The organism is Achromobacter agilis, from assembly GCF_900496965.1.
GTDB lineage: Bacteria > Pseudomonadota > Gammaproteobacteria > Burkholderiales > Burkholderiaceae_B > Achromobacter > Achromobacter agilis.
Window position 1 is genome coordinate 58,009 of record NZ_UFQB01000012.1, and the last position, 17,625, is coordinate 75,633.

Sequence of the window (17,625 nt, forward strand, 5' to 3'; positions counted from 1 at the left end):
GATCAACCATGGGTATCGTCAAGATTTCCGAGCAGATGCACGAAAACCTGCGCGTCGCCAGCGGCGCGCTCAGCCGCTCCATCAATTCCCAGGCCGAACACTGGATGCGCATCGGCATGCTGTCCGAGCTCTATCCCGAACTGCGCCACGCGGACATCTGCCAGATGCTGATCCGCATCGAGCAGGCCGAGGGCTTCGCCATCGCCTCGCTGTCTCAGGGCTTGCCGCAAGCCGCGCAGGAGGCCGCATAAATGGCGCGCAAAGTCTCCATCAAGTCCGCCGCCGACATCGAAATGGCCCGCAAGGCCGGCGCCATGGCGGCGGAAGTGCTGCACATGATCGCCGAACACGTCCGCCCCGGCGTCACCACCGACGAGCTGGACCGCATCTGCCACGACTACATCGTGAACGTGCAGAAGGCGATACCGGCGAACGTGGGATACCACGGCTTTCCCAAGACGATCTGCGCGTCCGCCAACCACGTGATCTGCCACGGCATTCCGTCGGCCAAAGTGCTCAAGAACGGCGACATCCTCAACATCGACGTGGCCGTCATCAAGGACGGCTGGTTCGGCGACACCAGCCGCATGTACTTCGTGGGCCAGCCCAGCCCGCTGGCGCGCCGCCTGGTCGAAACGACCTACGAAGCGATGCGCGCCGGCATCATGGCCGTGAAGCCGGGCGCGACGCTCGGCGACGTGGGGCATGCGATCCAGACGGTGGCGCACCGCGAGCATTTCAGCATCGTGCGCGAGTACTGCGGCCACGGCATCGGCCAGATCTACCATGACGAGCCGCAGGTGCTGCACTATGGCCGTCCGGGCGAAGGCCTGGTGCTGGAGCCGGGCATGATGTTCACGATCGAACCGATGATCAACGCGGGCAAGCCCCAGACCAAGCAACTGCCCGACGGCTGGACCGTGGTCACCAAAGACCGCTCGCTGTCGGCGCAATGGGAGCACATGGTCGTCGTGACCGAGACCGGCTACGAGGTCCTGACGCCCTGGCCGGACGGCTTCGGCAGCTATCCCCCCATCCCCTGACGGACAGCGCGCTAAGCCCACGGCAAGGAACGGAGTGCGGGCGGGCAAGGGCACGATCATGATCGTGCCCTTGCCGTTTCCGCGGCGCCCTGCCCGCGCCCTCCGCCTCCATGCCCGCCCTGCCCTCCGCTTTCCGCCGCCTGGCCGCCTCCAACCTGGCCGCCCAGTTCTCCGAACAGATGGCGCTGGCCGCCGCGCCCCTGGTTGCGGTGCTGGCCCTGGGCGCCAGCGCGGCGCAGACGGGCTATCTGCAGACCGCCCAGACGCTTCCCTTTCTGTTGCTCTCGCTGCCCGCTGGCGTGCTGGCCGACCGCGTGTCGCGCCGGAAGCTGATGGCCGCCGCCGAAGCCGTGCGCGCGGCCAGCCTGCTGGGCCTGCTCGCGCTGCTGTGGGCGGACGGGCTGGGGCTGGGATGGCTGGCCGTGCTGGGGTTCCTGGGCGCGGTGGGCACGGTCGCCTACAACGTTGCGGCGCCGGCGCTGGTGCCCAGGCTGGTCGCCCCCGGCGAACTGGCCAGCGCCAACCGCTGGCTGGAACTGGCGCGCAGCGCGGCCTTCTCGGCGGGCCCTGCCGCGGGCGGCGCCCTGGTCGGCTGGATGGGCGCGCCGGCGGCGTATGTGCTGGCCACCACGCTATCGCTGCTGGCGGCGGTGCTGCTTGCCGGCCTGCCGCGCGACCAGCCGGGGCCCAGACCGAAACGGCACCTGCTGAGCGAACTACGGGAAGGCGCCGCCTTCGTCGCCGCGCATCCGCTGCTGCGTCCCGTGCTGGTCACCGCCGTGTTCTTCAATACCGCCTGGTTCGTGCTCCAGGCGGTCTATGTCGCCTACGCCATCGAACGGCTGGGCCTGTCCGCCGCCGGCGTCGGCGCCACGCTGGGCGTGTACGGCGGCGGCATGGTGGCGGGCGCCCTGCTGGCGCCCTGGCTGGCCCGGCGGCTGTCCTTCGGCGCGATGATCGGCGCGGGCCCGCTGAGCGCCCTGGCGGCCAGCGTCATCCTGCTGTCGACCCTGGCCCACCCCTCGGGCGCATGGGCCGCCGCCGGATTCTTCCTGTTCGGCGCCGGGCCCATCCTCTGGACGATCACGACCACCACGCTGCGCCAGGCGGTTACGCCCAATGCCCTGCTCGGCAGGGTTTCCGCCGTGATTCTCACCGCGACGTTCGGCGCCCGCCCCATCGGCGCGCTGATCGGCGCCGCCCTGGCCGCCCGTGCCGGGATCGAGGCCTGCCTGTGGGTGTCCACGGCGGGCTTCGCCGTGCAGTTCGCGGTGCTGTTCAGCTCGCCCGCGCTGCGGCTGCGCAGCCAGCCGGAAGCCGTCGCCGCGGGATCTGTTGCGGGCTGAGCGGCGGATATCTGTATCTGGCGGCGCCAGCCGCGGCCCGCTAGACTGCACCAGTTATCCGACCAGGGCGCCCGGCGCGCGCGACATGCTGAAGATTCTGGGAAAGGCCTCATCCATCAATGTGCGCAAGGTGCTGTGGGCCTGCGCCGAACTGCGCCTGCCGTTCGAGCGCGAAGACTGGGGAACGGGTTTCCGGCTCACCACGGACCCTGCCTTCCTGGCCTTGAACCCCAACGCCATGGTGCCCGTCATCCAGGACGGCGATTTCGTGCTGTGGGAGTCCAACAGCATCATCCGCTACCTCGCATCCCAGTATGGCGGCCAGCATCTGTACCCGGCCGGCCCCAGGCTGCGCGCCGGCGTGGACCAGTGGATGGACTGGCAGGCGGCCGACCTGAACCGCTCGTGGTCGTATGCCTTCATGGCGCTGGCGCGGCAATCCGCCGCCCACCGGGACGCCACCGCCATCGACGCGTCCTGCCAGGCATGGGCGCACTGCATGGGCATCCTGGACCAGCGCCTGGCGCAGACCGGCGCCTATGTCTCGGGAGCGGCGTTCTCGCTGGCCGACATCCCCGTCGGGCTGTCGGTGAACCGGTGGTTTCTCACGCCCTTCGACAAACCCCGGCTGCCGGCCGTCGCGGCCTACTACGACCGGCTGTCCGAGCGCGAAGGCTACCGCCAGCACGGCCGCAACGGCACGGTCTGACGCCCAGCTACTTCACCACGCCGCAGACCAGGCGCCCGCCTCCGCCTCCCAGGGGCTTGGGCGTATCGCTGTAGTTGTCGCCGCCTACGTGCACCATCAGCGCGTGCCCCTTCACGTCGGCCAGCTTCAGGTGCGGCGCCACGACGGCGGTCTTGGCGGAGCCGTCGGCGCCCACCACGATGAAGGGCAGATCGCCCTGGTGGCCGTCGGCCGCCATCGGGCCCTTGTGGGCCTTGGTGCCCTTGGGATCCAGGTGCCCGCCCGCCGCCCCGCCGGGCGCCATCTGGTCGTTCACCATGCCGGGGCCGCAAGCCCCTTTTTCATGCACGTGGAAACCGTGTTCGCCGGGAGGCAGGCCCTTCAGGTTCGGCGTGAACTGAAGCCCTTCCTTGGTGTCCTTGACGGAGATGGAGCCGGCGCTCTTGCCCACGCCGTCCACGGACAGGAACGACATCGACACATTTTCCGCCGATGCGGCGCCGCACGCGCCCGCCAGCGCAAGCGCCGTGACCAGCAACGATATTTTCTTCATGGAGTGCCTCCAGGATTCGTGCCCGCGGGCCGCGGGCGGCCGGTAGGACACGGACGGCCTCATTGCCGCCCATGCCCTCGAAAACAATAGCATTCGCCTCGGACCGTCCGCCAGCAATCTTCATTCCTGATACAAACGGCGCGCCATGGCAGGCAGCCGCTCGCGTCAGCCGCGAACCAGCAGCACCAGCGCGTGCAGCGCCACGCCGATCAGGCCGCCGACCAGCGTGCCGTTGAAACGGATGTATTGCAGGTCGCGCCCCACGCTCAGTTCCAGTTCGTCGACCAGATGGCGTTCGTCCCAATTCTTGACCGTGCGGGAGATGTGCTCGGTCACGCCGCTGCGCAGGCGGCCGGTCAGGCGCCGCGCCCCGCCCAGCACGTGGTTGTTGATCGCGTCGCGCAGGCCGGGATCTTCGCCCAGCTTGCGGCCCAGCGCCAGCAAGGCGCCTTCCAGATGGCGCGCCAAGGCCGAGTTCTCGTCCGATAGATCGCGCCGCAGGGCCGCGTGGATGTCGTCCCACAGCCCCTGCACGTATTCCTGCACCTTGGGGTGGTCGATCGCGCGCTGCTTCAGCGCCTCGACCTGCTCCGACAGTGCGGGATCGTCCCGCAGGCGCCGGATGTAATTCAGCACCCAGGCCTCGTAGTCGCGCCGCACGGGGTGATCCGGTTCGGACAGCACGTCGCGCAGCTCCTCCACCAGGGCCCGGGCCAGCCGGTCCGCCAGGTTGTCGGCGATGCCGTCCACCGACTTCACCACGTCCACCGCGGCGATAATGCGCGGCCATTCCTTCTTGGCGAACTTCACCAGCAGGCCCGACGCGCGCGCCTTCACGTCTTCCTCGCCCAGATAGCCGCCCAGCCTTTCCAGCGCGGCGTCCAGCAGCTCCTGGTGCCGCCCGTCGCGGGTCAGCAGGCCCAGCACCTCGCCCGCGGTGTCCGCCGCATCCCAGCGGCGCAGCGTCTTCACCACGAACGCCTGGATCACGCCGCGCACCGCCCGGTCATCCAGCAGGTCCAGCGTCTGCAGCGCCACGTTGCGGGCGCCTTCGCTCAGGAGGTGGGCCTGGCGGGGACGCGCCAGCCAGCGGCTCAAGCGCGCGGCCGGATCGAACACGCGCAGCTTCTCCATCAGTGTGTCCGGGTCCAGGAAATGGTCGCGCACGAACACCGCCAGGTTATCGCCGATGCGGTCCTTGTTGCTGGGAATGATGGCGGTGTGCGGAATGGGCAGGCCCATCGGGCGGCGGAACAGGGCCACCACCGCGAACCAGTCCGCCAGCGCGCCCACCGTGGCCGCCTCGCAGAACGCCCACACCCAGGCCCAGGCGCCCTGCCCGCCCATGGCGTGGCTGGTGATGAAGCCGCCGATCATGGCGGCCAGCAAGGCCAGCGCGGCGATCTTCATGCGCCGCAGCTGCGCGCGGCGCGCATCGGACGCCAGGGCGGAACGCGTCGCGTAGGCGGCGGGACGGGGCGTGTCTGTCATGGGGTCTCCGGCTCGGGATGGACCCAGCATAACAATACCTGCCGGGCGCCGCCCGGGCCGCGCGGCCTCAGCCCAGCGGCGGCAGCATGTTGAACAGCAGGACCATCACCAGGCCGACCACGGACACGATGGACTGCACCACCGAGATCGTCTTGGTGGCTTCGCCCATGGTCATGCCGAAGGACTCCTTCACCATCCAGAAGCCCGCGTGGTTGGCGTAATTGAAGAACAGCGAACCGCAGCCGATCGACAGCGCGAGCAGCGGCAGGTTCAGGCCCGGGTCCGCGCCCGCCAGCGGCGCCAGCAGGCCCGCGGCGCCCACGATGCCGACGGTGGCCGAACCGGTGGAAACCGACAGCAGCATGGCGATCAGCCAGCCCAGGACCAGCGGCGGCAAGGCAAACTGGTGCGTCAGGTGCACGATGGCGTCGCCCACCTTGGCGCTCGTGAGCACCTGCTGGAAGGCGCCGCCGCCCGCGATGATGAGCATGATGCCGGCGATGGGCTTGAGGCTTTTGCCCAGTGCGTCGCGCAGTTTCTCGGCATCGCCCCCGCGCAGATACACCAAGGTGACGGCCGCGAACAGGACGCCCAGCAGCATGGCCACCAGCGGGTCGCCCAGGAAGGCGGCGGCGTGCATCGCGGCGGAATCCTTGGGCAGCAGCATCTCGGCCAGCGCATGCACGAGCATCAGCAGCGCGGGCAGCAAGGCCGCCAGCACGCCCAGGCCCACGCTGGGCGCGCCGCGGCCTTCGGCCTGCTGCCGGGTCGCGGTGAACTGATCGAGCAAGGCCTCGTCCGGACGGGTCGTCATGCGCGGCGAAATGAAGGCGCCATACAGCGGGCCGCCGAAGATCATGGCGGGCAGCGCGGCGATGAAGCCGTAGATCATGGTCGGGCCGACCGTGGTCTTGAGGGTGGCGATCGCCGTCAGGGGGCCAGGGTGCGGCGGCACCATGCCGTGCATCGCCGCCAGCGCGGAAATCACCGGCACGCCCACATACACATAGGCCGACCCCTTGAAACGCTCCTGGCTTTCAAGCTTGCGCGCCACGCTGAAGATCAGCGGCAGCATCACCACCAGGCCCACCTCGAAAAACATCGGAATGCCGATGACGAACGCCACCAGCGTCATGGCCCACGGAATCAGGCGGGCCGAGGTATGGCGCAGGATGGCATTGGCCAGGCGCTCCGTGGTGCCGGAATCGGCCAGGATCTTGCCCAGCATGGCGCCGAGCGCGATCACCACGCCCACCGCGCCCAGAGTCTTGCCGGCGCCGTTGGTCAGGTTCTTGACGATGGCCGACGGTTCCATGCCGGTGGCGAAACCGACGCCGATGGACACGATCAGCAGCGCCAGCAATGGATGCATGCGGATGCGCGAGACGATGAGCGCCACCAGCACGAGGACGCTCGCCAGGGCGGTGAGCAGCAGTTGGATGTCGAACGAAGACATAGTCGGGCCTGGAAAAAGCGGGCGGGGCGTCGCCAGCCTGCGGCTGGCCGCCATGATGAAAACGGATTTTATTCCCGTGAAGCTGAACGCCCAGTCAGGAAAGGCGCCTAGCCTGCCGCCTCCAGGAGCCCCGGCCTGCCTTCGTGGCGGGCCTGGGCGCGCTCCAGGATGAATTCGATGATCATCGAAATCGCCCGCGGATGATGCCGGTTCGGCATGTACAGCATGTACATGCCGCGCCCGAAGATGCTGAGCCGCCATTGCGTCAGCGCGGCCTGCAAGTCGCCGCGGGCAAGATCCTCGTGGACGACGTAGTCCGGCACGATGCCCACGCCCAATCCGGCGCGGATCGCGTCACGCAGGAAGGCATAGTTGCGCGAAATCACGGTGGGTTCCAGCACCACGTGCTGCCGGGGCTGGCCGCCGTAATACGCGGACAGGCGCAGCGGACGGCCGATGACCGCGGCGCTGATGATCGGACGGCCCGCCAGGTCTTCCGGACGCTGGGGCAGGCCCCGGGCGGCGGCGTAGGCCTGGGACGCGCAAGCCACGTAGCGGACCTGGCCCAGCTCGCGCGCCACCAGGTTCTGCGGGGGCTCGGACATGATGCGCACCGCGATATCCACCTCGTCTCGCAGCAGGTCGTCGACGCTGTTCTCGAACAGCACGTCCAGCACGATGTCCGGATAGGCCTGCTTGAATTCCAGCAGCCAGGGCGTCATCACGAACTGGCCGTAGCCGCTGGGCACGCTCAGGCGGACCTTGCCCTGCGGCGTCTTTCCCAGCGTTTCGACCGACTCGCGGGCGGCGGCGAGTTCGTCCTGGATGCTGCGGCCATGGCGGTACAGCTTCAGTCCGATTTCAGTGGGTTCGACGCGCCGCGTCGTGCGCCGCACCAGCTGCATTCCAACGGAGCGTTCCAGCTGGCTCAGGTGGTAGCTGACGTTGGCGCGCGTCATTTTCAGGCGGCGCGCGGCCTCGCTCAGGTTGCCGGCATCCAGGATCTCCACCAGCAAGGTCAGCGATTTGGTGTCCATGCCGTGTCTCCCCCATCAGGCGCCGTTGCGAGCGATTGTCAAAATTTTTTATCCGTAGTGTCAATTATAGATGCCATTGTCAAGACATATTTACTGAGAAAGAATAAAGCCATAAGAAAAGGCGGGCCGCCCTGGCCCGCCAGGCGCCGCCGTTGCCGCCCCGGTCCCCGGGGCGCGCGCGCGGCGAACCCTGACGGAGACACTGTCCATGACAGACAGCGCAAGCACCGGCGCCGCCCTCGCGCGCCGCTATGAAGACGTACTTGTCATCACCATCGACCATCCGCCGGTCAATGCGCTGAGCGCCGCCGTGCGCGCCGACCTGGCTGCGGCCGTCCGCGACGCCCAGGCGGACCCGCAAGTGCGCGCCATCGTGCTGACCGGCGCCGGGAGGAACTTCATCGCCGGCGCCGACATCCGCGAATTCGGCAAACCGCCGCAACCGCCCATCCTGCCCAACCTCTGCAACCAAATCGAAGCCAGCGCCAAGCCCGTGGTGGCCGTGCTGCACGGCGCCGCGCTGGGCGGCGGGCTGGAAGTGGCGCTGGCCGCGCATTACCGCGTCGCGCTGCCGGGCGCCAGGCTGGGGCTGCCCGAGGTGACGCTGGGCCTGTTGCCGGGCGCGGGCGGCACGCAGCGCGCGCCGCGCCTCATGGGCGCGCAGGCCGCCCTGGACCTGATGCTGTCGGGCAAGCACCTGAGCGCCGAGGAAGCCCTCGACGCCGGGCTGGTAGACAGCCTGGCCAGCGAAAGCGATGCGCTCGATGCCGGCCTGGCCTACGCCCGCCAGTTGCTGGCCCTGCGCGGTGGTCCGCGCCGCACCCGCGACGCAACCGCCGCGCTGGCGGACAAGCCGGCCGCCCTGGCCGCGACGGATGCCGCCGCCGACCGCGTGGCGCGGACGAGCCGCGGCCTGTTTTCGCCCGCCAGGATTGTCGAGGCCGTGCGCGCCGCCATCGAACTGCCCTTCGACGAAGGCCTGGGTGTCGAACGCGCGCTGTTCCTCCAATGCCTGGACAGCCCGCAACGGGCGGGGCTGGTGCACGCCTTCTTCGCGGAGCGCGAAACCGCCAAGATCCCCGAACTGAAGCAGGCCCGGCCGCGCGGCGTGGAACGTGTCGGCATCGTCGGCGGCGGCACCATGGGCGCCGGCATCGCCGTGGCGGTGCTGGATGCCGGGCTGCCCGTGGTGATGGTGGAACAGGACGACGCCGCCCTGGAACGCGGCCGCGCCCGCGTTGCGCACGTGTATGACCTGCTCGTCGATAAAGGACGCATGCGCGCGGACGAGCGCGCCGCGCGCCTGGCGCGATTCACGGGCTCGACCCACTACGACGCGCTGGCCGACGCCGACCTGATCATCGAAGCCATCTTCGAAGACATGGACGCCAAGCTCGCCGTCTTCGCGCAGCTCGACCGCGTGGCCAAGCCGGGCGCGGTGCTGGCCACCAACACCTCGTACCTGGACGTGGACCGCATCGCGGCCGCCACGCGCGGCCCCGCCGACGTGCTGGGCCTGCACTTCTTCTCGCCCGCCAACGTCATGAAACTGCTGGAAGTCGTGGTGGGCCGGCAGACCGCGCCGGACACCGCCGCCACCGGCTTCGAATTCGCGCGCAAGCTGCGCAAGATCCCGGTGCGCGCAGGCGTGTGCGACGGCTTCATCGGCAACCGCATCCTGGCCGCGTACCGGCAGGCCGCGGACATGATGATGGAAGACGGCGCCTCGCCGTACGACATCGACGCCGCGGTGCGCGCCTTCGGCTACCCGATGGGCCCCTACCAGATGATGGACCTCGCGGGCGGCGACATCGGCTGGGCGACGCGCAAGCGCCGCGCTCCCACCCGCGACCCTGCGCTGCGCTACGTGCAGATCGCCGACCGCCTGTGCGAACGCGGCTGGTTCGGCCAGAAGACCGGCCGCGGCTATTACCTCTACCCCGACGGCGCGCGCCAGGGCCAGCAGGATCCCGACGTGCTCGCGATCATCGACGCCGAGCGCCTGCGCGCGGGGGTACGGCCGCGCCCTTACACGCAAGAGGAGATCCAGCGCCGCTATCTCGCCGCCATGATCAACGAAGCGGCCAACGTGCTGCGCCAGGGCATCGCGCTGCGCCCGTCCGACATCGACGTGGTGGCGCTGTCCGGCTATGGCTTTCCGCGCTACCGCGGCGGGCCGCTGCACTACGCGGACAGCGTGGGCCTGCCGGCCATTCTGGCCGATCTGCGCGAGTACGCGAAGGAAGACCCGGCGTTCTGGACGCCTTCGCCGCTGCTCGTCGAGCTGGCCGGCGCCGGCCGCGATTTCACCAGCCTGAACCGGGCTGCCTGATTCTCCCAACCTCCACAGGTCACTTCATGCGCGAAGCCGTTATCGTCTCTACCGCCCGCACGCCCATCACCAAGGCCGGGCGCGGCGAATTCAACCTGATCGCCGGCCCGACGCTGGCCGCGCACGCCGTGCGCGCCGCGGTCGAACGCGCCGGCGTGGATCCGGCGCTGATCGAGGACGCCATCATCGGCTGCGGCTACCCCGAGGGCGCCACCGGCCGCAATATCGGCCGCCAGGCCGTGGTCCGCGCCGGCCTGCCGCTGAGCGTGGGCGGCGCGACCGTCAACCGCTACTGCGCGTCGGGATTGCAGGCCATCGCCACCGCCGCCAGCCGCATCGTCATGGACGGCGCGCCCGCGATGATCGCGGGCGGCGTGGAATGCGTATCGCAGATCCGCACCCGCGACGACGGCGTCAGCGGCATGGATCCGTGGATCGTGGCCAATAAGCCCGAGCTGTATCTGCCCATGATCGAAACCGCCGACATCGTCGCCGCCCGCTACGGCATCAGCCGCGAGGCCCAGGACCGTTACGCGGCGCAAAGCCAGGCGCGCACCGAGGCCGCGCAGGCCGCCGGCCGCTACCGCGAAGAGCTCATCGCCGTCACCACCACCATGTCCGTCACCGACCGGGCGACCGGCGCCGTGAGCGAACGCGAGGTGACGGTGGACCAGGACACCTGCAACCGCCCCGGCACGACCTACGACGCCCTGGCCGCGCTGGCGCCGGTGCGAGGCCCCGGCCAGTTCGTCACGGCGGGCAACGCCTCGCAGCTGTCCGACGGCGCCGCGGCCTGCGTGCTGATGGAAGCCACTGAAGCGCAACGCGCCGGCATCGCGCCGCTGGGCGCGTTCCGCGGCCTGGCCGTGGCCGGCTGCGAGCCCGACGAGATGGGTATCGGGCCGGTCTACGCCGTTCCCAAACTGCTGGCCCGGCACGGCCTGAGCGTGCAGGACATCGACCTCTGGGAACTCAACGAAGCCTTTGCGTCGCAGGCCCTGTACTGCCAGGAAAAGCTGGGCATCCCGATGGACCGCCTGAACGTGGACGGCGGGGCGATCGCGCTCGGCCATCCGTTCGGCGTCACCGGCGCCCGCCTGGCCGGCCACGTGCTGATCGAAGGCCGCCGCCGCGGCGCCCGCTACGCCGTCGTGACGATGTGCGTGGGCGGCGGCATGGGCGCGGCCGGACTGTTTGAAATCTATTGAGTACGAGAGCATCCATGGATCTGAATTTCACTCCCGAAGAAGAGGCGTTCCGCGCCGAGGTGCGCGCCTTCCTGGCCGCCGAACTGCCCGAGGCCCTGGCACGCAAAGTGCGCGAGCACCGGCATCTCGCCAAGGCCGACATGGAAGCGTGGCACGCCATCCTGAACGCGCGCGGCTGGCTCGCGAGCCACTGGCCGGCGGAATACGGCGGCACGGGCTGGACGGCGGTCCAGAAGTTTATTTTCGAGAACGAATGCGCCCTGGCCCATGCGCCGCGCATCGTGCCGTTCGGACTGAGCATGCTGGGCCCGGTCCTGATCAAGTATGGCAACGAAGCGCAGAAGCGCTATTGGCTGCCGCGCATCCTGGACGGTTCCGACTGGTGGTGCCAGGGCTATTCCGAGCCCGGCGCGGGTTCGGACCTGGCTTCGCTCAAGACCGCCGCGGTGCGCGACGGCGACGACTACATCGTCAACGGCCAGAAGACCTGGACCACGCTGGGCCAGCACGCCAATATGATCTTCTGCCTGGTGCGCACCCGCAGCGAGGGCAAGCCCCAGGAGGGCATCAGCTTCCTGCTCATCGACATGGACACGCCGGGCATCGAAGTGCGCCCCATCATTACCCTGGACGGCGAGCACGAGGTCAACGAGGTGTTCTTCTCCGATGTGCGCGTGCCCGCGGCCAACCTGGTGGGCGAAGAGAACCGCGGCTGGTCCTGCGCCAAGTACCTGCTGACCTACGAGCGCACCAATATCGCCGGCGTGGGCCTGTCGACCGCCGCGCTCCAGCAGCTCAAGGCCGTGGCGGCGCGCCAGCGCAAAAACGGCAAGCCGCTGGCGCAGGACCCGGCGTTCGCGGCAAGGCTGGCGCGCGTCGAGATCGAGCTCGACAACATGCGCGTCACCAATCTGCGGGTGCTGGCGGCCGCCGCTCACGGCGGCGCGCCCGGCGCCGAGAGCTCGATGCTGAAGATCCGCGGCACCCAGATCCGCCAGGAGATCTCGGCACTGAACCGCCGCGCCATGGGCATCTACGCGCGGCCTTATGTGGCGCAAGCGCTGGAAGACGGCTACGCCGGCCCGCGCATCGGCCCGGAAGGCGCCGACAGCGCCGCCGCTCAGTACTTCAATAACCGCAAGCTGTCGATCTTCGGCGGCTCGAACGAAATCCAGAAGAACATCATCTCGAAGATGATCCTGGGACTGTAAGGAAACACCCCCATGAATTTCGACCATACCGAAGACCGGCGCATGCTGTCGGACATGTTGAAACGCTTCGGGGCCGAGCAGTACGGCTTCGCGGTGCGCGACCGCATCGCGCGTTCGCCGGAAGGCTACAGCGCGGAGTTCTGGCAACGCTATGCCGAACTCGGCGCCATTGCCGCGCTGTTCGGCGAAGCGGACGGCGGGCTGGGAGGATCGGGCTTCGATATCGCCGTCGTATTCGAGGCCCTGGGCCGGGCGCTGGTCGTCGAGCCCTTTCTCGATGCGCTGATCGCGGGCGACGCGATCGCCGCAGCCGGCACGCCGGCGCAGAAGGCCGTGCTGGCCGACCTGCTGGCCGGCGCCGCCATCGTTTCGCTGGCCCATGCCGAACCCCAGGCCGGCGACGAGCTGGCGCGGGTCGAAACACGCGCGCGGCCCGACGGCGACGGCTGGCGGCTGGACGGCTTCAAGGCCGTGGTGGCGCAGGCCGAACATGCCGGGCTGTTCGTCGTGTCGGCGCGCACGGAGGGCGACGACGCCGACCCCGAAGGCATTTCACTGTTCCTGGTGCCCGCCGGCACCCCGGGCCTGCAGGTGCAGGGCTATCCCTTGATCGACGGCGGCCGCGCCGGCGACCTGGCGCTGTCCGGCGCGAGGGTCGGCGCCGAGGCCCTGCTGGGCCGCCCCGGCGCAGGCCATGCCGTGCTGGAACGCAGCGTCGGCAAAGGCCTGCTGGCGCTGTGCGCCGAGGCCGTCGGCGCCATGGACGCCGCCCGCGACGCCACCCTGGAATACCTGCAGACGCGCAAGCAGTTCGGCGTGCCGATCGGCCGCTTCCAGGCCTTGCAGCACCGCATGGCCGATGTGCTCCTGGAGATCGAGCAGGCGCGCTCTGCCGTCATCACCGCCGCCGCGCAGCTCGGCCATGCCGACCGCGCCACGCGCGAACGCGCGCTATCGGCCGCCAAGCACACCATCGGCCGCGTGGGCACGCTGGTGGCCGAAGAATGCATCCAGCTGCATGGCGGGATCGGCATGACCTGGGAACTGCCCCTGGCCCACTATGCCAAGCGCCTGGTCATGATCGACCATCAACTGGGCGACGAGGATCACCACCTGGCCCGTTTCATCGCTCTGGCCCCACAGGAGTAACGCCATGGCTGCCGGCATTCCGCCCCCCGACGCCCTGGACCTTCCCCTGGAGGGAGTGCGCGTCCTGGACCTTTCCCGCGTGTTCGCCGGCCCGTTGTGCGGCCAGGTGCTGGCCGACTTCGGCGCCGAAGTCGTCAAGGTCGAACACCCCGTGCGCGGCGACGACACCCGCGACTGGGGCATGCGCATCGGCAAGACCGAAACCACCTACTACAACAGCATGAACCGCAACAAGCGGTCCATCACCCTGGACCTCCAGTCCCGGGAAGGCGTGGAGATCGTCTACCGCCTGCTGCCGCAGTTCGACGTGGTGATCCACAATTTCAAGAGCGGCGGCGCCGAGAAGCTGGGCCTGGGCTATCAGCAGCTCAAGGCCTTGAAGCCGGACCTGGTCTATTGCGCCATAAGCGGCTACAACAGCGCCGGCCCCGAAGCGGCGCGGCCCGGCTACGACCTGGTCATCCAGGGCGAAGCCGGCCTCATGGCGATCAACGGCGAACCGCAGCAGCAGCCGCTGAAGTTCGGCGTCGCGGCGGTGGACATGATGACCGGCATGTATGCCGCGCAGGCGGTGCTGGCGGCTCTGTTCCGGCGCGAACGCACCGGCCGCGGCCGCCTGATCGAAATGGCGCTGTACGACTGCGGCATCATGGTCACGAGCTATTACGGCCTGGACGCCCTGTTGCTGGGCCATGATCCCCGGCGCTACGGCAATGCCCATCCGTCCATCGTGCCCTACGGCATGTTCGAGGCCGCCGACGGCCCGCTGATCATCTCGGTGGGCACCAACGTCCAGTTCGACAAGTTCTGCCGCCAGGTGCTGATGCGCCCGGACATCGTCGAAGACCCCCGCTATGCCACCAACGTCGAGCGCGCGAAGAACCGCCTGGACCTGCTGCCCATGATGATCGGGCTGATCCGCGAATTCCCCCGCGACCTGCTGCTGCAGCGCCTGGCCGACTGCGGCATCCCCTGCGGCAAGGTGCTGGGCCTGCACGAAGCCCTGACCAGCCAGCGCACCCGCCAGAGCGGGCTGGTGCAGGAAATGCCGCATCCCGTGGCAGGCAGCACGCACGTCTATGCGCCGCCCTACCGCCTGGACGGCCAGCGCCTGCCGGTCCGCCATGCCCCGCCCACGCTGGGCGAAGGCACGCGCGACGTGCTGCGGGGCCTGCTGCAGATGACCGATACACAACTCGAGGCATTGCAGGCGCAAGGCGTCCTGACATTGCTCTAAACCCACCAACCCGGGATCCCAGGAGACAAACCACATGCAACGATCCATCGACCGCCGCGCCTGCCTCGCGCTGGCGCTGACCGCGGCGCTGTCCGCCGCGCTGCCTCTGCAGGCCGGCGCGCAGAATGCCTTTCCCACCAAGCCCATCACGCTGATCGTGCCCTTCCCGGCGGGCGGCTCCACCGACCGCCACCTGCGCATCGTGGCGCAGGATGCCTCCAAGTACCTGGGCCAGCCTGTCATCGTCGAAAACCGGCCGGGCGCCGGCGGCACGCTGGGCCCGGCCACCATGGCCAAGACCGCCAAGCCCGACGGCTACACGATCAGCCTGTACACGCTGGCGATGCTGCGCATGCCCTACATGCAGAAAAGCAGCTGGGATCCCATCAACGACTTCACGTTCATCCTGGGGCTGTCCGGCTACACCTTCGGCTTCACCGTGCGCGCGGACTCGCCGTACAAGACCTTCAACGAATACATCGAGGCGGCGCGCAAGGCGCCGGGCACCATCGACTACGGCTCCACCGGCGTGGGCTCGTCGCCGCACCTGCTGATCGAGGAAGTCGCCATCAACGCCAAGGTCAAGCTGAACCACGTGCCGTTCAAGGGCAACGCCGACATGCAGCAGGCGCTGCTGGGCGGCCACGTCATGGCGCAGAGCGACGCCACCGGCTGGGACCAGTTCGTGGACGCCGGCAAGATGCGCCTGCTGGTGACCTTCGGCGAAAAGCGCACGACCCGGTGGCCCGACGTGCCCACCGCGCAGGAGCTGGGCTACAAGGTCGTATCCACCTCGCCCTACGGCCTGGCCGGCCCCAAGGGCATGGACCCGGCCGTGGTCAAGACGCTGCACGACGCCTTCAAGCGCGCGCTGTTCGACCCCGCCAGCATGGAAGTCATGAAGCAGCTCAACCAGGAACCCGCCTACCGCAACAGCGAAGACTACAAAGCCTGGGCCCAGGCCACCTTCGTGAAGGAAAAAACGCTGATCGAATACCTGGGGCTCATGGCGAAGAACTGATCCGGTGCGGCGTGGGGGCACCCCTTTTCCGCCGGACCGCCCCAAGGAAAAAGAGCCCCCTCGCGGGGCAGCAAGCATGCGCAGCATGCGCAGCGTGGGGGCCACCTTTTTCCGCAGGGCCGCCCCAAGGAAAAAGAGCCCCCTCGGGGGGCAGCAAGCATGCGCAGCATGTGCGGCGTGGGGGCCACATTTGCTAGACTGGCTGCCCAACGCTCATCGCCGGCACCCCCTGCCGCCAACCCAATGCCCCAGGACGTCCAGACAGACCTCAGCGCCGACGACATCGCCAGGGAAGTGGCCGCCGCCATCGTGGCGCACAAGCTTCCTCCCGGCACCCGGCTGCGCGAAGAAGCGCTGGGGCGTGTCTATAAGGTCAGCCGGACCAAGGTCCGCGCCGCCCTGCTCATGCTGTCCAAGGACAAGCTGATCCAGATCGTCCCCGACAAGGGCGCCTTCGTCAGCAAGCCGGACGCCAGCGAGGCCCGCGAAGTCTACGCCGTGCGCCGCATCCTGGAGGCCGCCCTGGCTCGCGAGTTCATCGCGCGCGCCAAGGCGGCCGACTATCGCCGCATCGACGCCCACCTGGCCGCGGAGCGCCGCGCGCTGGAAGGCGCCGACGTGCAGGCGCGCAACCAGCTGCTCGGCCATTTCCACATCCTGCTGGCCGAGGTCGTCGGCAATTCCGTGCTGACCGGCATGCTGCGGGAACTGTCCGCGCGCAGCGCCGTGATCACCATGCTGTACCAGACCTCGCACGACGCCAGCTGTTCCTCCCAGGAACACCACGCCTTCATCGAGGCCGCCCGCGCCGGCGACGCCGACCGCGCCTGCGCCCTGATGGACGCGCATCTGGAACACGTCCAGACCTCGCTGGACTTCACGGAAGGCCGCCGCACCGACAGCGACCTGGTCAGCGCGCTGCTGCGCTAGCTCAGCCCCCCGCCCCGGCCCGCAGCAGCTGCCCCATGCGCTGCTGGATCCAGCGTTCCGTTTCGCTCAGCCTGGCGCCCTGCAGCCACAGGGTGCGCACCGGCAGCATCGGCAGCGACAAGTCCTCGCACGGCACGCGGGCCAGCGCATTGCGGTTGCCTTCGTATTCGGCGATGTTCAGCGGCAGGATGGCCCAGCCCACGCCGTCGGCCGCCATCGCCGCGATGCTGTAGCAGCTGTCGGCCCGCCACACCGTGGGGCTCAGCACCAGCTCGTCCACCCCATCCATCTGCATGACCAGTTGCCGGTGGCGGGCCAGGTCGCTGCGTCCGACCTCGGACAGCGCCGCCAGCGGATGCTCCCAGGCCACGAAAATCCCCTGCGCCACATTACCCAGGTAGCGGTGCGCGAAGGCAGGGCCCGGATCGCCCCGATCGAAGTTGAAGGCCACGCTGGCGCGGCCCTGCTCCACGTAGTCGGCGACTTCGGTCGCGGTGCCGTTCAGCTGCGTCAGTTCCAGCGCCGGAAAACGCACGGCCAGCTCCTTGAACAGCGCGCCCAGCACCAGATGCGGCAACGCTTCATCCAGGGCGATGGACAGCCGCGCATCCTGCCCGCCGGCGAACGACAAGGCGCGCTGCTCCAGTCCGCCGGCCTGCCGCAGCAGCTCCTGCGCTTCCTGCAGCATCACCTCGCCCGCCGGGGTCAGCGTGGCGTTGCGGCGCGAACGGTCGAACAGCTCCACGCCCAGGTCGGCTTCCAGCAGCCCCACCGACGTACTGACCGCGGATTGCGCCCGGCCCAGGCGCCGCGCCGCCGCCGAGAATGATCCCGCCTGCGCCGCGGCGACGAATTGGCGGAGCTGGTCCAGTGTCCATTGCATCGGGAACCTCACATGATCCATCTATTTAATAGATGGAATC

At 69.1% G+C, this 17,625-nt stretch carries 16 protein-coding genes; 11 read left to right on the forward strand and 5 right to left on the reverse strand.

What is annotated here, in order from left to right:
- The first annotated feature begins 8 nt into the window (after positions 1-8).
- From AGI3411_RS15520 to AGI3411_RS15535, 4 genes are all read left to right on the forward strand, one after another.
- On the forward strand, positions 9-251 hold the full coding sequence (locus AGI3411_RS15520) for a ParD-like family protein (protein ID WP_129528264.1): 243 nt from the start codon (positions 9-11) through the stop codon (positions 249-251).
- Positions 252-1,043 carry a type I methionyl aminopeptidase gene (map, locus tag AGI3411_RS15525; RefSeq protein ID WP_129528265.1) on the forward strand — a complete coding sequence of 264 codons (792 nt, stop codon included), beginning with the start codon at positions 252-254 and terminating at the stop codon, positions 1,041-1,043.
- 110 nt (positions 1,044-1,153) lie between these two features.
- Positions 1,154-2,389, forward strand: coding sequence for an MFS transporter (locus AGI3411_RS15530; RefSeq protein ID WP_129528266.1), 1,236 nt, complete (start codon positions 1,154-1,156; stop codon positions 2,387-2,389).
- Positions 2,390-2,474: 85 nt separating this feature from the next.
- Positions 2,475-3,098, forward strand: coding sequence for a glutathione S-transferase family protein (locus AGI3411_RS15535; RefSeq protein ID WP_129528267.1), 624 nt, complete (start codon positions 2,475-2,477; stop codon positions 3,096-3,098).
- A gap of 7 nt (positions 3,099-3,105) precedes the next feature.
- Here AGI3411_RS15535 and sodC read toward each other — a convergent pair whose 3' ends face one another.
- The 4 genes from sodC to AGI3411_RS15555 form a co-directional block, all read right to left on the reverse strand.
- Entirely contained in the window at positions 3,106-3,630 is a 525-nt protein-coding gene (gene sodC, locus AGI3411_RS15540; RefSeq protein ID WP_129528268.1) for a superoxide dismutase family protein, read from the reverse strand.
- A 165-nt stretch (positions 3,631-3,795) separates the two neighbouring features.
- Complete coding sequence (locus tag AGI3411_RS15545) at positions 3,796-5,121, reverse strand: DUF445 domain-containing protein (protein WP_129528269.1); 1,326 nt, start codon at positions 5,119-5,121, stop codon at positions 3,796-3,798.
- A 67-nt stretch (positions 5,122-5,188) separates the two neighbouring features.
- Positions 5,189-6,577 (reverse strand): GntP family permease, encoded by a 1,389-nt coding sequence (locus tag AGI3411_RS15550; protein WP_129528270.1) that lies wholly within the window; start codon positions 6,575-6,577, stop codon positions 5,189-5,191.
- Positions 6,578-6,684: 107 nt separating this feature from the next.
- Positions 6,685-7,614, reverse strand: a complete 930-nt coding sequence (locus AGI3411_RS15555; RefSeq protein ID WP_129528271.1) for a LysR family transcriptional regulator — start codon at positions 7,612-7,614, stop codon at positions 6,685-6,687.
- 208 nt (positions 7,615-7,822) lie between these two features.
- Here AGI3411_RS15555 and AGI3411_RS15560 point away from each other — a divergent pair, with 208 nt between their 5' ends.
- The 7 genes from AGI3411_RS15560 (at position 7,823) to AGI3411_RS15590 (ending at position 16,702) form a co-directional block, all read left to right on the forward strand.
- A complete protein-coding gene (locus tag AGI3411_RS15560) occupies positions 7,823-9,946 on the forward strand; it encodes a 3-hydroxyacyl-CoA dehydrogenase NAD-binding domain-containing protein (protein WP_129528272.1) in 2,124 nt (707 codons plus the stop codon).
- A gap of 26 nt (positions 9,947-9,972) precedes the next feature.
- Entirely contained in the window at positions 9,973-11,154 is a 1,182-nt protein-coding gene (locus tag AGI3411_RS15565) for an acetyl-CoA C-acyltransferase (RefSeq protein ID WP_129528273.1), read from the forward strand.
- A 14-nt stretch (positions 11,155-11,168) separates the two neighbouring features.
- Positions 11,169-12,365 carry an acyl-CoA dehydrogenase family protein gene (locus AGI3411_RS15570; protein ID WP_129528274.1) on the forward strand — a complete coding sequence of 399 codons (1,197 nt, stop codon included), beginning with the start codon at positions 11,169-11,171 and terminating at the stop codon, positions 12,363-12,365.
- 12 nt (positions 12,366-12,377) lie between these two features.
- Positions 12,378-13,514 carry an acyl-CoA dehydrogenase family protein gene (locus AGI3411_RS15575; RefSeq protein ID WP_129528275.1) on the forward strand — a complete coding sequence of 379 codons (1,137 nt, stop codon included), beginning with the start codon at positions 12,378-12,380 and terminating at the stop codon, positions 13,512-13,514.
- Positions 13,515-13,518: 4 nt separating this feature from the next.
- Complete coding sequence (locus tag AGI3411_RS15580; RefSeq protein ID WP_129528276.1) at positions 13,519-14,751, forward strand: CaiB/BaiF CoA transferase family protein; 1,233 nt, start codon at positions 13,519-13,521, stop codon at positions 14,749-14,751.
- Positions 14,752-14,785: 34 nt separating this feature from the next.
- A complete protein-coding gene (locus AGI3411_RS15585) occupies positions 14,786-15,772 on the forward strand; it encodes a tripartite tricarboxylate transporter substrate binding protein (RefSeq protein ID WP_129528277.1) in 987 nt (328 codons plus the stop codon).
- A 243-nt stretch (positions 15,773-16,015) separates the two neighbouring features.
- Positions 16,016-16,702 (forward strand): GntR family transcriptional regulator, encoded by a 687-nt coding sequence (locus tag AGI3411_RS15590; protein WP_129528278.1) that lies wholly within the window; start codon positions 16,016-16,018, stop codon positions 16,700-16,702.
- A 1-nt stretch (position 16,703) separates the two neighbouring features.
- Here the strand turns inward: AGI3411_RS15590 and AGI3411_RS15595 are convergent, their stop codons facing one another.
- Positions 16,704-17,585 carry a LysR family transcriptional regulator gene (locus tag AGI3411_RS15595; RefSeq protein WP_129528279.1) on the reverse strand — a complete coding sequence of 294 codons (882 nt, stop codon included), beginning with the start codon at positions 17,583-17,585 and terminating at the stop codon, positions 16,704-16,706.
- Between the last annotated feature and the right edge of the window lie 40 nt (positions 17,586-17,625).

Bases quoted from the DNA above. Each gene is read 5' to 3' on its own strand.
- AGI3411_RS15520 (WP_129528264.1), top strand. From the start codon at position 9: ATGGGTATCGTCAAGATTTCCGAGCAGATGCACGAAAACCTGCGCGTC.
- map (WP_129528265.1), top strand. From the start codon at position 252: ATGGCGCGCAAAGTCTCCATCAAGTCCGCCGCCGACATCGAAATGGCC.
- AGI3411_RS15530 (WP_129528266.1), top strand. From the start codon at position 1,154: ATGCCCGCCCTGCCCTCCGCTTTCCGCCGCCTGGCCGCCTCCAACCTG.
- AGI3411_RS15535 (WP_129528267.1), top strand. From the start codon at position 2,475: ATGCTGAAGATTCTGGGAAAGGCCTCATCCATCAATGTGCGCAAGGTG.
- sodC (WP_129528268.1), bottom strand. From the start codon at position 3,630: ATGAAGAAAATATCGTTGCTGGTCACGGCGCTTGCGCTGGCGGGCGCG.
- AGI3411_RS15545 (WP_129528269.1), bottom strand. From the start codon at position 5,121: ATGACAGACACGCCCCGTCCCGCCGCCTACGCGACGCGTTCCGCCCTG.
- AGI3411_RS15550 (WP_129528270.1), bottom strand. From the start codon at position 6,577: ATGTCTTCGTTCGACATCCAACTGCTGCTCACCGCCCTGGCGAGCGTC.
- AGI3411_RS15555 (WP_129528271.1), bottom strand. From the start codon at position 7,614: ATGGACACCAAATCGCTGACCTTGCTGGTGGAGATCCTGGATGCCGGC.
- AGI3411_RS15560 (WP_129528272.1), top strand. From the start codon at position 7,823: ATGACAGACAGCGCAAGCACCGGCGCCGCCCTCGCGCGCCGCTATGAA.
- AGI3411_RS15565 (WP_129528273.1), top strand. From the start codon at position 9,973: ATGCGCGAAGCCGTTATCGTCTCTACCGCCCGCACGCCCATCACCAAG.
- AGI3411_RS15570 (WP_129528274.1), top strand. From the start codon at position 11,169: ATGGATCTGAATTTCACTCCCGAAGAAGAGGCGTTCCGCGCCGAGGTG.
- AGI3411_RS15575 (WP_129528275.1), top strand. From the start codon at position 12,378: ATGAATTTCGACCATACCGAAGACCGGCGCATGCTGTCGGACATGTTG.
- AGI3411_RS15580 (WP_129528276.1), top strand. From the start codon at position 13,519: ATGGCTGCCGGCATTCCGCCCCCCGACGCCCTGGACCTTCCCCTGGAG.
- AGI3411_RS15585 (WP_129528277.1), top strand. From the start codon at position 14,786: ATGCAACGATCCATCGACCGCCGCGCCTGCCTCGCGCTGGCGCTGACC.
- AGI3411_RS15590 (WP_129528278.1), top strand. From the start codon at position 16,016: ATGCCCCAGGACGTCCAGACAGACCTCAGCGCCGACGACATCGCCAGG.
- AGI3411_RS15595 (WP_129528279.1), bottom strand. From the start codon at position 17,585: ATGCAATGGACACTGGACCAGCTCCGCCAATTCGTCGCCGCGGCGCAG.